Consider the following 16010-nt stretch of genomic DNA (forward strand, 5'->3'; position numbering starts at 1 on the left):
AATAAAAGAGAAGAGAGCCAATTGTAGACACTGTTATGAATATAATTAACCTCTAATTTACGAAAATACGATATTTTGACAAAAAAATACCCCGCAAAGGCGAGGTATTTTATTAAATAAGGCTATTTCTTATTTTTGAAGAAGAGAAATATCAGCAATATCTAAGAATAAGTTACGTAGCTTGTTAAGCAATGTTAGACGGTTAATTTTAAGCGCTTCATCATCAGCCATAACCATAACACCGTCAAAGAAGGCATCAACAGGTTCACGTAGCTCAGCTAGGCGGCTTAATGCTTCTTGATAATTACCAGCAATAAATACAGGTTCTAGTGCTTCAGCTAGGATCTCAACTTTCTTAGCCAATACTTTCTCTGCATCTTCTTGTAGAAGAGCTAGATCGATTTCTTGAGCCAGTTCACCATCGAATTTCGCAAGGATATTACCTACACGCTTATTCGCAGCCGCTAGAGATTCAGCAGCGTCTAGTTCACGGAAGTGAGATACCGCTTTCACACGCTTATCAAAATCAGCAGGCTTCGTCGGACGACGAGCTAGTACCGCTTGGATGATGTCTACGCTGAAACCTTCATCTTGGTACCATGCACGGAAACGACCTAGCATGAAATCAATCACGTCAGTGTCTACATTTGCATTCGTTAGCTTAGTTGACCCATCTTCTAGAGCAAATAGAGACTGCGCTTTAGCCACTAAATCAACTAGGTCTAAGTTGTAATCTTTTTCAACGATGATTCGTAGGATACCCAGTGCAGCACGACGAAGTGCAAATGGATCAGAGCCTTTTGGTGCTTGACCAATGCCGAAGATACCCACAAGTGTATCTAGTTTATCTGCCATTGCTACTGATGCAGATACATCAGTACTTGGTAGATCATCACCAGCGAAACGAGGCATGTATTGCTCGTAAAGCGCTAATGCAACTTGTGCATCTTCACCATCGTGAGTTGCATAGTGCATACCCATAACACCTTGAGTATCTGTAAATTCAAATACCATTGATGTCATTAAGTCACACTTAGCTAAAAGACCAGCACGTTGAGATTTCTCAACATCCGCACCGATTTGCTCAGCGATGTAGCCAGCAAGCTCAGTAATACGGTCTGTTTTGTCTTTAATTGTGCCCAATTGCTTTTGGAAGATAGCTTGCTCTAGTTCAGGCAGACGGTCGATAAGCGGACGCTTACGGTCTGTATTGAAGAAGAACTCAGCATCAGCAAGACGCGGACGAACCACTTTCTCATTACCTTCGATAATGTGACGAGGCTCTTTAGATTCGATGTTAGTAACAAAGATGAAGTTAGGAAGTAGGTTCTTCTCTTGATCATATACTGGGAAGTACTTTTGATCGCCCTTCATTGTGTAAACTAGCGCTTCAGACGGAACGTTTAAGAACTCTTGTTCGAACTTAGCGGTTAATACCACAGGCCATTCAACTAGAGACGTTACTTCTTCAACTAACTCGTCTTCTAGATCCGCAATACCGCCAACCGCTTCTGCTGCTTTTTTAGCACCAGCAAGGATGATCGCTTTACGCGCATCGTAGTCAGCCATTACTTTACCGCGCTCTTCTAAGATCGCAGGGTATTGGTCAGCAGAATCAATCGTAAAATCGCTTTCACCCATGAAACGGTGACCACGGATAGTACGAGCAGAAGCAACACCTAGGATAGTACCTTCAACTAATTCATCACCTAATAGGATAGTCAGTGTTTTCACTGGACGAATAAATTGAATGTCAGAGTTACCCCAACGCATTGCTTTAGGAATTGGTAAGCCAGCGAGTGCTTTTGCTGCTAATTCAACAACAATTTCTTGTACCGGTTGGCCTTTAACTGCTTCTTTATGAAGTAGCCATTCGCCTTTGTCTGTTTTTAGGCGCTCAGCCTGCTCAACCGTAATACCGTTACCACGAGCCCAGCCTTGAGCTGCTTTAGTCGGATTACCGTCAGCATCAAATGCAGACGCGATAGCTGGACCACGTTTTTCAACGATTTTGTCTGCTTGGCCTTCATCTAATTCAGCGATTTTAAGCGCTAAACGACGAGGAGTTGCGTACCATTTAATGCCTTGGTGTGCTAAATCAGCCGCTTTAAGACCTGCTTCAAAGTTAGCAGCAAATGCTTCAGCTAATGAACGAAGTGCTTTTGGTGGAAGCTCTTCAGTACCTAATTCGATTAGAAAATTCTTCGCCATGATTACTTCTCCTCAGTTGCTGTCGGTTTATTAGAACGACACATAGGGAAGCCTAGCGCTTCACGTGATGCATAGTATGCTTCTGCAACCGATTTAGTTAGGTTACGAATACGAAGAATGTAACGCTGACGCTCAGTTACTGAGATCGCTTTACGAGCATCTAACAGGTTAAATGCATGACCTGCTTTTAGAATGCGCTCGTACGCTGGAAGAGGTAGCGGCTTTTCAAGCTCAAGCAATTCTTTACACTCTTTCTCACACTGATCGAAGAAACCAAATAGGAAATCAACGTCTGCGTGTTCAAAGTTGTAAGTCGATTGCTCAACTTCGTTTTGGTGGAAGATATCACCGTAAGTAACCACACCTTGAGGGCCATGGTTCCATACAAGATCGTAAACAGAATCTACTTCTTGAATGTACATAGCAAGACGTTCGATACCGTAAGTGATTTCACCAGTAACAGGTTTACACTCAAGACCACCCACTTGTTGGAAGTAAGTAAATTGCGTTACTTCCATGCCGTTTAGCCAGATTTCCCAGCCTAGGCCCCAAGCGCCCAATGTTGGGTTTTCCCAGTTGTCTTCTACGAAACGAATATCATGAACAAGTGGATCGATACCAAGCACTTCTAAAGAACCTAAGTACAGCTCTTGAATATTATCTGGAGAAGGCTTTAACGCTACCTGAAATTGATAGTAGTGCTGCAGACGGTTAGGGTTTTCACCATAACGGCCATCCGTAGGACGACGAGATGGTTGAACATAAGCGGTAGCCATTGGCTCTGGGCCAAGCGCTCGCAGACATGTCATTGGGTGAGATGTACCTGCGCCCACTTCCATATCTAATGGCTGTACAATCGTACAACCCTGTTGTGCCCAATAATCCTGCAGCGCGAGGATCATTCCCTGGAAGGTTTTGATATCGTATTTTTGCATAATTTAATTCGCGCGATGGTTGATAAATATAACCAAGAAGTATACCTCGCTGACCCCTCCGGGAGTAGCAAAAATAAGCACTTTATGAAAATTCACTTTGAGTTTATGGTCTAAGTAATAAAATAAGGGCTTATCTTGGCTCTTTATCTCTGTTTGGTGTTGAGGTATGTTGTTAAAACAATCAATACATCCACTCTCTAATTATCACGGTAGTCGTAATGAAGTTTACTCAATTTGGCGAAAAATTTACTCGTTACAGCGGGATCACCCAGTTAATGGATGATTTAAATGATGGCTTGCGTACCCCAGGTGCAATCATGCTCGGTGGCGGTAATCCTGCGGGCATTCCAGCTATGCTCGACTACTTTAAAGATGCCTCACAAAAAATGCTCGATTCGGGTGAGCTGATCGCAGCCATGGCAAATTATGACGGTCCACAGGGCAAAGACAGCTTTGTTAGAGCCTTAGCTAAGCTACTTAAAGAGACCTATGGTTGGAACATAAGTTCCAAAAACATCAGCTTAACCAATGGCTCCCAAAGTGCGTTTTTTAGCTTATTCAATTTATTAGCGGGTACTTATTCTGATGGTTCTAAAAAGAAAATTTTATTGCCTCTGACACCTGAATACATTGGTTATGCGGATTCTGAATTAGAAGTTGATAGCTTTATTTCTTACCGTCCAGAAATTGAATTACTCGATAATGGTCTGTTCAAATACCATGTTGATTTTAGTCAACTGAAAGTTGATGACTCGGTTGGCGCTATCTGTATTTCTCGTCCAACAAATCCAACAGGTAATGTGATCACCGACGATGAAGTGATTAAACTGGATAAATTGGCACGCGATAATAATATTCCATTAATTCTCGATAATGCTTATGGCACCCCTTTCCCAAATATTATCTTTGAAGAAGTCACTCCATTTTGGAATGAAAACACCATTCTATGTATGAGCCTTTCTAAATTAGGTTTACCGGGCTTACGCTGTGGCATTGTGATTGCCAATGAAAAAATGACGGAAGCGATGACCAATTTAAACGGCATTATCAGTTTAGCGCCGGGAAGTATGGGACCAGCTATTGGTTTGCACATGATTGAGTCGGGTGATTTATTGCGTTTAAGTGAAGACGTAATTCAACCCTTCTACCGTCATAAATCTCAAGCTGCCGTTAAGATGCTACAAACGGCGATTACCGATCCTCGTTTTCGTATTCATAAACCTGAAGGCGCGATTTTCTTGTGGCTATGGTTTGATGAACTGCCAATCACAACCATGGAACTGTACAAACGCTTGAAAGCTCGCGGTGTCTTAATTGTCCCTGGGGAATACTTCTTTATTGGCCAAGATGACAGCTGGGATCATGCTCATCAATGTTTACGTATGAACTATGTACAAGATGAAGTCATGATGCAAAAAGGCATCGATATCATTGCAGAAGAAGTGCTGAAGGCGTATTCAGAGTAAATAAAAAGCACCGCTAATTAGCAGTGCTTCTTAATATTCAACTTAAGCATTTATGATTCTAGATGAAGTCAGTTCGTTCTAATTCAAGAAGAAGGCGCGGAGCTTATGAACATAAGTGAGCACCTTCGACGCAGAAGTAGGACTAACTGGCAAAATATAGAATTATAAAATTTATACGTCTAGGTTAGCTACACGTAGTGCGTTCTCTTCAATGAAGTTACGACGCGGCTCAACATGATCACCCATTAGCGTAGTAAACAACTCATCCGCACTTACTGCGTCGTTAATCGTTACTTGCATCATACGGCGAGAATCAGGATCCATCGTGGTTTCCCAAAGCTGCTCAGGGTTCATTTCACCCAGACCTTTGTAACGCTGTAAATAAACGCCACGACTAGAGTCTTTAATTAACCATGCAATCGCTTCATCCAATGTTTCTACTGGTTGCTTACGCTCACCACGTTGTGCGTAAGCACCTTCTTCAATCAGACCATTAAGCGTTTCTGATAAATCAGCGATACGACCGTACTCTTTCGAGTTAAGTAGATCTGCACTTAATATGTGCTCATGTTGAACACCGTGAGTACGAACAACAAGTTTAGGCTGATGAATATTTAACTCTTCATTAAACTGCAGCGCTGATGTGTACTGGCTTGCACCTTGTTCATTTTCATTAAGTGCGATAACTAATGCATCAGTCCATGCTTGAACTGTCGCTTCATTTTCACATTCACCTTGAGTTAGACGAGGCGTATAAAGTAAACGATTCAATAGCGGTAATGGGTAACGACGACTCATGCGCTCAATTAATTTAACCACACCATTAAATGAGCGAATTAAATTCTCAAGCTCTTGACCGAAGATAGATTCATCTGGGTTAACAAATAACACAGCATTGTCTAACGCTTGCATAATTTGGTATTCACCCTTCGCTTCTTCATCTTTAAGATATTGCTCTTGTTTACCTTTCTTCACTTTGTAAAGTGGTGGTTGAGCAATGTAAATGTAGCCACGTTCAATCAGCTCAGGCATTTGACGGTAGAAGAAAGTCAAAAGTAGAGTTCGGATGTGAGAACCATCGACATCGGCATCGGTCATGATGATGATGTTGTGGTAACGCAGTTTATCCGGATTGTATTCGTCACGACCAATACCACAACCTAATGCAGTAATTAGCGTACCAACCTCTTGAGAAGAGATCATTTTATCAAAACGTGCTTTTTCTACGTTTAGAATTTTACCTTTAAGCGGAAGGATCGCTTGGTTTTTACGGTTACGTCCCTGCTTGGCTGAACCGCCAGCAGAGTCCCCTTCCACTATGTATAGTTCAGATAGTGCAGGATCTTTTTCCTGACAATCAGCAAGCTTACCAGGAAGACCTGCAATATCTAACGCGCCTTTACGACGAGTCATTTCACGAGCCTTACGAGCGGCTTCACGCGCACGTGCTGCATCAATGATTTTAGAACAAACCATTTTCGCTTCGCCTGGGTTTTCCGCTAAGAATTCAGCTAGTTTTTCATTCATTGCCGATTCAACCGCAGACTTAACTTCTGAAGAAACCAGTTTATCTTTAGTTTGGCTTGAAAACTTAGGATCAGGCACTTTAACAGAAACAACGGCAGTTAGACCTTCACGAGCATCATCACCTGATGCTGAAGATTTAGCTTTCTTAGAAAAGCCTTCTTTGTCCATGAATGAGTTCAAAGTACGCGTTAACGCTGAACGGAAGCCAGATAAATGAGCACCACCATCACGTTGTGGGATGTTATTGGTATAACAGAAGATATTCTCTTGGTAAGAGTCATTCCACTGCATCGCTACTTCCACAACAATACCGTCTTCTTTACGCTCTGCATCAAAATAGAATATTTTCTGATGTACTGGTGTTTTATTACGGTTCAAGTGAGTAACAAACGCTTTGATGCCGCCTTCAAACATGAAGTGATCAGATTTATCTTCTTCACGCATGTCTTGTAGACGGATAGATACGCCAGAGTTTAAGAAAGAAAGCTCACGTAAGCGTTTTGCTAGAATGTCATACACAAATTCAATATTTGCAAACGTTTGGTCACTCGGCCAAAAACGGATTTTAGTACCCGTTGTATCAGTTGTACCAATGACGGCTAGTGGAGCCTGAGGAACACCATGACAATAAATTTGTTGGAAAATTTCGCCTCTACGATGAATCGTCAGCTCCACTTTCTCTGATAATGCGTTTACAACCGAAACACCAACACCGTGAAGGCCACCCGATACTTTGTATGAGTTATCATCAAACTTACCACCAGCGTGAAGTACCGTCATGATAACTTCAGCGGCAGATACGCCTTCTTCTTCATGGATTTCAGTTGGGATACCACGGCCATCATCGCTAACGGAAACAGAGTTATCTTCATGAATGGTAACAATAATGTCGCTACAGTGACCAGCAAGAGCTTCATCGATTGAGTTATCGACAACCTCAAATACCATGTGGTGAAGACCAGTACCGTCGTCGGTGTCGCCGATATACATACCCGGACGCTTACGTACTGCATCCAGGCCTTTTAGTACTTTAATACTCGATGAATCATAATTTTCTGACATGAGTTACTCTCGCGTTTTTATCCTTGGGCTATTTTGCCATGTTCTATCTCAAACATCTTGCTTTCTTCATCATGCATATCTGCAATCTGTTCAGCAGTTATTGAACTAATAAACACCTGTGCCTTTGTCTGTTTCAAATATTGAGCCAGCAATTGACGGCGGTGACTATCCAGTTCAGAAGCAAAATCATCTATTAAGTAGATGCACTGCTTTCCTGTTGCTTCAGTTAAATGCTGCCCTTGCGCTAATCGTAATGCGCATACCATCAACTTAAGTTGACCTCTGGACAGCACATCTTCAACAGGAGTGCCTGCAACTTTAATTCGTAAGTCGGCTTTATTTGGGCCGCCGACGGTATACCCCAGCTGTTTATCTCGCTCAAAATTTCGTTTAAGCAATTCCGCATAAGGAGTCTCTCTCTCCCAACCGCGATAGTATGACAGCTTTATGTCATATTCTGGTAAGAATGCCTGACATATTTGTTGAGTTGCTTCAGATATGTGATTAATGTAATCCACTCGCCATTGATCTATTTTCTCAGCAAGATTGGTAAGTTCCAAATCCCAGTAACTCAACTCTCGATAGCTTTGTGCCGTTTTTAATAACGCATTTCGTTGTTTAGTTAATCGTTTCACTCGGCTCCATGCATCATAAAATGCAGGTTCCACGTGAAACACTCCCCAATCAATAAACGCTCGGCGAAATTTAGGGCCATCGGTAACCAATTCAAACCCCTCAGGGTGAATCAATTGCAGTGGTAAAACCTTAGCTAATTGTGCCAGTTTTTGCCCACTTTCTCCGCCTATTTTTACTTCAGTTGTGCCATCTCTCTGTTTATTTATGCCGATTGGCAATTCAAACTGTTCAGGAGTAGTAAATCGACCATGAATAAAAAGCTCGTCACAGCTATTTCGAATAATTCGACCTGTTAACGAGCTTTTGAAAGAACGCCCGTGTCCGAGCAAATAAATCGCTTCAAGGACACTGGTTTTCCCACTACCATTAGGACCGATAACAAAATTAAACCCCGCAGATAATTGAATATCACACGTGCTAATGTTGCGAAAATCATTAATGATTAAACGTGATAATGGCATGTTTTATTATGGTCTTTTATAGACGAATTGGCATAACAACATATTGCGCTTCATCATTCGCACAATCTTCCACCAACGCACTCGCGTTCGCTGTTGTCATTGAAATACGTACACGATCGCACTTCAATGTATTTAATACATCTAATACATAACTAACATTAAACCCAATTTCAATATCGTCGCCTTGGAAATCTACATCTAAGATTTCTTCCGCTTCTTCTTGCTCTGGGTTGTTTGCTGTAATTCGCATTTGGTTATTCGCTAAATTAACGCGAACACCACGGAATTTTTCATTCGATAAGATAGCAGCACGAGAAAATGCTTGGCGTAGCTCATCACAATCGGCTTCCAATGTTTTATTACTACTTTGTGGCATTACACGTCGATAGTCTGGGAAACGCCCATCAACAAGCTTAGAGGTAAAGACAAAGTTATTCACTTCGGCACGCACATTTGAATTACCAAATTGTAAGGTAACACTCTGATCTGGCGAGTCAAGAAGACGAACAAGTTCTTGAATACCTTTGCGTGGCATGATCACTTGCTGTTCCGGTAATTCAGTCCCAATTGGCATATTACACACAGCCATTCGATGACCATCAGTCGCAACTGAACGGAAGATATTACCTTGCGTTTCAAACATCATACCATTGAGGTAATAACGAACATCTTGGTTCGCCATAGAAAACTGAGTACTTTCAATCAGTTTACGAAGCTGAGCCTGAGATAGCGTGATCTCAACTTCACTCTGCCAACCTTCAATATTTGGGAAATCATTCGCTGGCAGCGTTGCCAATGTGAATCGACTACGACCAGAACGAACCAAAATACGGTCGCCTTCTAATACGATAGTAATGACAGCACTGTCTGGTAAACCACGACAAATATCTAAGAACTTACGAGAAGGAACGGTTACAGCGCCCGCTTCAAAATCCCCTTCTAGCATGATTTTACTGATCAATTCTACTTCTAAATCGGTTGCGGTCATTGACAGTTGACCATTTTCTACCTGAAGTAAAATATTGCCTAAAATTGGCAATGATGGACGGCCACCTAAGGCACCAGATACTTGTTGCAGCGGCTTTAATAGCAAACTACGTTCAATAGAAAATTTCATAATACTCGTTTATTTAAAAGTAGATAATTGCTTACGATGACAGTGTGCGTATTAAGTTAGAGTAGTCTTCTTTTATATCATGACTCTCTTCACGAAGTTGAGCTATTTTACGACAAGCGTGAAGCACAGTGGTGTGGTCTCGACCACCAAACGCATCACCAATCTCAGGTAAACTGTGGTTAGTTAATTCTTTAGACAGTGCCATTGCAAGTTGACGTGGACGAGCAACTGATCGCGAACGACGTTTAGATAATAAATCCGCCATTTTTATTTTGTAGTACTCAGCAACCGTTTTTTGAATATTATCAATCGTCACTAGCTTTTCTTGCAACGCTAATAAATCTCGTAGGGCTTCACGTACAAAATCAATCGTAATTGCGCGACCAGTAAAGTTTGCATTGGCAATTACACGGTTCAGCGCCCCTTCTAATTCACGCACATTTGAACGTAAACGTTTTGCAATAAAGAAGGCAACTTCATCGGCCAGATGAATCTGATGATCTTCTGCTTTCTTCATTAAGATAGCAACTCGTGTTTCTAATTCTGGCGGTTCAATCGCAACCGTAAGACCCCAACCAAAGCGAGACTTAAGACGGTCTTCAACTCCATGAAGTTCTCTTGGGTATTTATCTGATGTCAGAATGATTTGTTGATTGCCTTCCAATAACGCATTAAAGGTATGGAAGAACTCTTCTTGCGAACGCTCTTTGTTCGCAAAAAATTGAATATCATCGATTAATAATGCATCAACACTGCGGTAATAACGTTTGAATTCTTCAATCGCGTTATTTTGTAGCGCTTTAACCATATCTTGCACAAAACGCTCAGAGTGCATGTATACCACTTTTGCATCTGGTTTACGTTCAATAATCGCATTACCTACCGCTTGTAATAAATGGGTTTTACCTAAGCCAGTTCCACCATATAAGAAAAGTGGATTATATGCCGTTCCTGGATTATCAGAAACTTGACGAGCTGCGGCTAAACCAAGCTGGTTTGATTTACCTTCAACGAAGTTAGTAAATTTATACTTAGGGTTGACATTAGAGCGGTGGTTTAAATCAGCAGACGCAGGTTCATTTCCCTGAGATTCCCACGGCTTATGTACTGATTGTCGAGCTTGAAGCTGTGCAGGAGCAGAAGTAGAGGCAGCGACATCGGCAGCCGTTCTTTTCGGTACTGATGGAGCAGATACAGGCTTGCTTCCTACTTCAAAGCGTAAGGTAGGAACATCACTACCGCAGAACTCATTTAATAATGAGTTAATGCTATTTAGGTATTTATCACGAACCCAATCAAGAACAAATCGATTTGGGGCAAATAGCGTAAGGGTATTGTCATTTAATTCAGCTTGTAATGGTTTAACCCACATGCTGAATTCTGCGGAAGGTAATTCTTCTTGAAGGCGCTGTAAACACTGCAACCAAAGCGATGAAGACACGGACAACCCCACTCATAATTAATTTTAAAAAGGTCATCGATTTTATACTGTGGATAACTATAGTACCAGTGTTAGATCGATGATCCGGTGATTAAGATCGAAGTTATTCACACTGATCACGCTTTTTTACCTAGATCAACACACTTTTTACCATACTTATACCCACATTCATCAACAATGATGATAAAACAAGCATTATTAATCATTTAGTTATTACAAATAACCACAGGGTATTTAGAGCTCAATCGCAAAAAACGTATTATTCCCTTACTGATAAATTATGGGAGTATCAATAATGAAATGGACAAAAAATATCCTTGCTGGATTAGCATTAACTTTAGCAGCAACACAGTTCGCACAAGCCGCCACTGAAGTAAAAGTAGGTATGTCTGGTCGTTATTTCCCATTCACTTTTGTTAAACAAGATAAATTACAAGGCTTTGAAGTTGATTTGTGGGATGAGATAGCTCGCCGCAATGATTACAACGTAGAATATGTTACCGCAAGTTTTTCTGGACTGTTTGGGTTATTGGAAACCGGTCGTATTGATACGATTTCAAATCAAATAACCAAAACAGAATCGCGTGAAGCAAAATATCTTTTTGCAGACCCTTATGTTGTCGATGGCGCTCAAATTACCGTCCGTAAAGGTAATGACAGCATTAAAAGTATTGATGACTTAGCAGGTAAAACCGTTGCTGTGAATTTAGGCTCTAATTTCGAGAAGTTGTTGCGAGATAACGACAAATCGAATCAAATTAACATCAAAACCTACGATACTGGTATCGAGCATGATGTCGCTTTAGGCCGCTCTGATGCCTTTGTGATGGACCGTCTATCTGCTGCTCAATTGATTAAGAAATCAGGGTTACCTCTACAGCTAGCAGGCGAACCTTTTGAAACCATCGAAAATGCATGGCCATTTGTGAATAGTGAAAAAGGTCAAAAACTTCAACAAGAAGTAAATCAGGCTTTATCAGATATGCGTGCTGATGGCACTTTAGCAAAAATATCTCAAAAATGGTTTGATGCTGACGTAACAAAATAACCGACTTAAATATGCCTAAGTAAGCGTTCACTTCGGTAGCACAATTCAAACCCACTATCTACCGCACTTTTCTTAATACGAATACATAGAGAGACATCATGGGATTTGATTTAGCGTATATGCTCGAACTCTTACCTATACTATTTAAGTATTTAGGTACCACACTAGAAATGGCGATCTGGGGGCTGTTATTTGCATTGGCGTTAGCCTTAATATTGGCTAACTTGAGAGTATTTAAAGTCCCTGTGTTGGATCAACTCAGTCAACTTTATATTAGCTTCTTCCGCGGAACGCCGCTGCTTGTTCAATTATTCCTTCTTTATTACGGCTTACCACAAGTATTCCCTATTTTTATTGGCTTAGATGCATTCAGTGCCGCTGTTATTGGATTAACTCTTCATTTTGCCGCTTATATGGCTGAAAGTATTCGTGCAGCTATCATTGGTGTCGATCGCAGCCAGATGGAAGCAAGCCTATCTATAGGTATGACTACCTCTCAAGCAATGCGCCGAATCATTCTTCCTCAAGCAACTCGCATCGCTTTGCCTTCATTAATGAATTACTTCATCGATATGATCAAGTCCACTTCTTTAGCCTTCACTCTTGGTGTTTCAGAGATCATGGCAAAAGCCCAAATGGAAGCGTCTTCAAGTTTTAAGTTTTTCGAAGCTTTTTTAGCGGTAGCGCTAATCTATTGGGGTGTAGTAGTAATACTAACTCAAGTTCAAACTTGGGCTGAAACTAAACTAAATAGGGCCTATATACGATGATCAAAATTACCAACCTACATAAAAGTTTTGGTACCACAGAAGTACTCTCTGGCATCGACTTAACCATTAATAAAGGTGAGATAATTGCTATTATAGGTTCTAGCGGTACGGGTAAGTCTACTTTGCTAAGATGTGTGAATTTTCTTGAAACTGCCGACAAGGGCACCATCCGTATCGATGATGTCAGCGTAGATAGTGAAAAAAATACCAAGGCAGAAATATTAGCTTTACGACGAAAAACCGGGTTTATCTTTCAAAACTATGCCCTTTTCTCCCATTTAACAGCAAGACAAAATATTGCCGAAGGCCTAATAACTGTCCACAAGTGGAATAAGGCTGAAGCCCTCAAAAAATCCCAACAAATATTAGACGATATAGGCCTTGGTGATAAAGGAGATAGTTACCCTTCGGCTCTCTCTGGAGGCCAACAGCAACGGGTCGGTATTGGTCGAGCAATGGCATTAGAATCTGAGCTATTATTGTTTGATGAACCCACGTCAGCGCTAGATCCTGAGTGGGTAAATGAAGTACTTGCACTAATGAAAAAACTCGCAACTCAACATCAAACCATGTTGGTTGTTACTCATGAAATGCAATTTGCTAAAGAAGTCGCCGATAGAGTTATCTATATGGCCGACGGTAAGATAGTGGAACAAGGGACACCAGAGCAAATATTTGGTTATCCACAGGATCCAAAATTACAAAAATTCTTAAATCAAGTAGGGATCGCATAAAGATCCTTGCGCTCTGGCTCACAAAACGTATAATTCATCGTCCGGAAAATACGTGGAACCTCTTATTGACTATTTTTCTGCCAATGATTACAATTCTGCCTCTTGTTGAGAGGCGTCGGAATGTACGTCCCACGCCGGGTTTAAATTAAACCTAAAAACTACTGATCAGTAATAAGGTAATACCAATGAAACGCACTTTCCAACCTTCAGTTCTTAAACGTAAACGTTCTCACGGTTTCCGTGCTCGCATGGCAACTAAGAACGGTCGTAATACAATTAACGCTCGTCGTGCTAAAGGCCGTAAGCGTCTATCTAAGTAATCACCAGATTATTTTGATGAATTACGACTTCTCTCGGGAGTTACGCTTGTTAACTCCCGAAGATTACAAATCAGTTTTCAAGCAAGCTCATCGAGCAGGCTCACCTCACTTCACCATTCTTGCCAGAGAAAATTCACTATCACACCCTCGTTTAGGTCTTGCTGTTCCTAAAAAGCAAATTAAAACTGCTGTTGGTCGCAATAAGTTTAAACGTATAACTCGTGAAAGTTTCCGCAATAAGCAACATTCCTTACCTGCGAAAGACTTTGTGGTTATCGCTAAAAAGAGTGCTCAAGAATTGAGTAACGAAGACTTTAACAAGCTACTAGATAAATTATGGCATCGCCTGTCTCGCCCTTCTCGTGGATAGCAATCGGTCTTATCCGTTTTTATCAACTCGTCATCAGTCCAATGATTGGACCTCGCTGTCGATTTACTCCAACGTGTTCACATTATGCAATTGACGCACTAAAGTCACACGGTTTAGTAAAAGGGTTTTGGCTATCGGGCAAACGTCTATTAAAATGTCATCCTTTGAATGATGGGGGCTATGACCCCGTCCCACCCAAGCAGCATAAAGACAGAGAACAATAACGATGGATACCCAACGTAATATTCTGTTGCTTGCACTGGCTTTAGTTTCTTTTTTACTTTTCCAACAATGGCAAGTAGAAACTAATCCGCAGCAACCAGCTACAGTTAATACCGTTCAACAAACACAGACGGATGGTGATGTTCCAACTTCATCAACAGCAAATAGTGATGCACCAGTAGATTCAGCACAGTCTGATAAACTGATCACAATTACGACTGATGTGCTTACTTTAAAAGTAGATACATTAGGCGGTGACATTATTGAATCTGTTCTTAATAAATACGATGCTGAATTAGACTCTAAAGCAAAATTCGTTCTTCTTAAGAATGATGCTGATCATAGCTATATTGCTCAAAGTGGTTTGATCGGTCCTCAAGGTATTGATTCAAACACTGGTCGTGCACAATTTACGGCTAAAAAAACAGATTACGTTTTAGCTGATGGCCAAAACGAATTACGCATTCCTTTAACATTAGAGAAAAACGGTATTACTTATACTAAAACTCTAATCGTTAAGCGTGACAGCTACGCAGTTGATGTTGAATATACGGTGAACAACCAATCTTCAACACCAGCGACAGTAGAAATGTACGCAAACTTAAAGCAAAACTTACTGGATGACGGTGGCAGTTTAACAATGCCGACGTACCGTGGTGGTGCTTATTCAACTGAAGATACTCGCTATAAAAAATACAGCTTTGACGACATGGAAGATAAGAACTTATCTATCGACATGACAAATGGTCAAGGTTGGGCTGGTATGTTGCAACATTATTTTGCATCAGCTTGGATCCCTCGTAACGTTAATGACGCAACACTGACGACTCGTGTTGCCGGTGATTACGGTTACATTGGCGTTCGTATGCCTTCAGTAACGATTCCTGCTGGTCAAGAAGATACGTTGACAGCAACGCTTTGGACAGGTCCAAAACTTCAACCACAAATGGCAGCAACTGCTAAATACTTAGATTTAAGTGTTGATTACGGTTGGTTATGGTTCATCGCTTCTCCACTTCACAAACTATTGTCTTTCATTCAAAGCATCGTTGGAAACTGGGGTCTAGCAATTATGATCCTAACGTTCATCGTTCGTGGTGCAATGTACCCGCTAACGAAAGCACAATACACATCAATGGCTAAAATGCGCATGCTTCAACCTAAGTTGGCAGCAATGCGTGAACGCATTGGCGATGACCGTCAACGCATGAGCCAAGAAATGATGGAGCTGTATAAGAAAGAAAAAGTAAACCCACTAGGTGGTTGTTTACCTATCGTTCTTCAAATGCCAATCTTTATTTCGCTGTATTGGGCACTAATGGAATCTGTTGAACTTCGTCATGCACCATTCTTTGGTTGGATCACGGATTTATCAGCACAAGACCCATACTACATCCTGCCATTATTAATGGGTGCGAGTATGTTCTTAATCCAGAAAATGAGCCCAACGACAGTAACGGACCCAATGCAACAGAAGATCATGACATTCATGCCAGTTATGTTCACGGTGTTCTTCTTATGGTTCCCAGCTGGCCTAGTTCTTTACTGGTTAGTATCAAACATCGTAACGTTAATTCAGCAAACTCTGATTTATCGTGCACTTGAGAAAAAAGGCTTACACACTAAGTAAGTTCAATTTCTAAAGAGATAAACAAAAGGCGGCCATTGGTCGCCTTTTTTGTTTTATCGG

The 16010-nt window shown here is 41.2% G+C and carries 14 protein-coding genes; 8 read left to right on the forward strand and 6 right to left on the reverse strand.

All coding sequences use genetic code 11. The features are described 5' to 3' along the window. Positions 1-129: 129 nt before the first annotated feature. Positions 130-2211 carry a glycine--tRNA ligase subunit beta gene (glyS, locus tag Q1K78_RS00845; RefSeq protein WP_300173389.1) on the reverse strand — a complete coding sequence of 694 codons (2082 nt, stop codon included), beginning with the start codon at positions 2209-2211 and terminating at the stop codon, positions 130-132. 2 nt (positions 2212-2213) lie between these two features. Next, entirely contained in the window at positions 2214-3146 is a 933-nt protein-coding gene (glyQ, locus tag Q1K78_RS00850; RefSeq protein WP_060993456.1) for a glycine--tRNA ligase subunit alpha, read from the reverse strand. Between the two features lie 218 nt (positions 3147-3364). Between glyQ and Q1K78_RS00855 the strand changes: the two genes are divergently transcribed. Next, complete coding sequence (locus Q1K78_RS00855) at positions 3365-4612, forward strand: valine--pyruvate transaminase (protein WP_300173393.1); 1248 nt, start codon at positions 3365-3367, stop codon at positions 4610-4612. A gap of 171 nt (positions 4613-4783) precedes the next feature. Here Q1K78_RS00855 and gyrB read toward each other — a convergent pair whose 3' ends face one another. From gyrB to dnaA, 4 genes are read right to left on the reverse strand one after another with little or no spacing between them, the layout of a single operon-like run. Beyond that, complete coding sequence (gene gyrB / locus Q1K78_RS00860; RefSeq protein ID WP_300173397.1) at positions 4784-7201, reverse strand: DNA topoisomerase (ATP-hydrolyzing) subunit B; 2418 nt, start codon at positions 7199-7201, stop codon at positions 4784-4786. Between the two features lie 17 nt (positions 7202-7218). Then, positions 7219-8298: a DNA replication/repair protein RecF gene (recF, locus tag Q1K78_RS00865; protein WP_300173399.1), complete on the reverse strand. Its 1080-nt coding sequence runs from the start codon at positions 8296-8298 to the stop codon at positions 7219-7221. Positions 8299-8314: 16 nt separating this feature from the next. After that, on the reverse strand, positions 8315-9415 hold the full coding sequence (gene dnaN / locus Q1K78_RS00870; protein WP_300173401.1) for a DNA polymerase III subunit beta: 1101 nt from the start codon (positions 9413-9415) through the stop codon (positions 8315-8317). Between the two features lie 31 nt (positions 9416-9446). Continuing rightward, the gene (gene dnaA, locus Q1K78_RS00875) at positions 9447-10856 is read right to left on the reverse strand and encodes a chromosomal replication initiator protein DnaA (RefSeq protein ID WP_300173403.1); all 1410 of its coding nucleotides are present in this window, start codon (positions 10854-10856) and stop codon (positions 9447-9449) included. A 295-nt stretch (positions 10857-11151) separates the two neighbouring features. Between dnaA and Q1K78_RS00880 the strand changes: the two genes are divergently transcribed. The 7 genes from Q1K78_RS00880 to yidC all read left to right on the forward strand — a co-directional run bounded on the left by Q1K78_RS00880 (position 11152) and on the right by yidC (position 15950). Next, positions 11152-11904: an amino acid ABC transporter substrate-binding protein gene (locus Q1K78_RS00880; RefSeq protein WP_300173405.1), complete on the forward strand. Its 753-nt coding sequence runs from the start codon at positions 11152-11154 to the stop codon at positions 11902-11904. 98 nt (positions 11905-12002) lie between these two features. Then, positions 12003-12674 (forward strand): amino acid ABC transporter permease, encoded by a 672-nt coding sequence (locus tag Q1K78_RS00885; protein ID WP_300173407.1) that lies wholly within the window; start codon positions 12003-12005, stop codon positions 12672-12674. Next, on the forward strand, positions 12671-13408 hold the full coding sequence (locus tag Q1K78_RS00890) for an amino acid ABC transporter ATP-binding protein (RefSeq protein ID WP_300173409.1): 738 nt from the start codon (positions 12671-12673) through the stop codon (positions 13406-13408). Before Q1K78_RS00885 ends, Q1K78_RS00890 begins: the two co-directional genes overlap by 4 nt. A gap of 185 nt (positions 13409-13593) precedes the next feature. Continuing rightward, a complete protein-coding gene (rpmH, locus tag Q1K78_RS00895) occupies positions 13594-13728 on the forward strand; it encodes a 50S ribosomal protein L34 (RefSeq protein WP_012548915.1) in 135 nt (44 codons plus the stop codon). 16 nt (positions 13729-13744) lie between these two features. Beyond that, positions 13745-14098: a ribonuclease P protein component gene (gene rnpA, locus Q1K78_RS00900; protein WP_012548914.1), complete on the forward strand. Its 354-nt coding sequence runs from the start codon at positions 13745-13747 to the stop codon at positions 14096-14098. Then, positions 14065-14322, forward strand: coding sequence for a membrane protein insertion efficiency factor YidD (gene yidD / locus Q1K78_RS00905; protein ID WP_300173413.1), 258 nt, complete (start codon positions 14065-14067; stop codon positions 14320-14322). Before rnpA ends, yidD begins: the two co-directional genes overlap by 34 nt. Before the next feature lie 2 nt (positions 14323-14324). Further along, positions 14325-15950, forward strand: coding sequence for a membrane protein insertase YidC (yidC, locus tag Q1K78_RS00910; RefSeq protein WP_300173415.1), 1626 nt, complete (start codon positions 14325-14327; stop codon positions 15948-15950). The last annotated feature ends 60 nt before the right edge of the window (positions 15951-16010 follow it).

It is taken from the genome of uncultured Aliivibrio sp., from assembly GCF_946479765.1.
GTDB lineage: Bacteria > Pseudomonadota > Gammaproteobacteria > Enterobacterales > Vibrionaceae > Aliivibrio.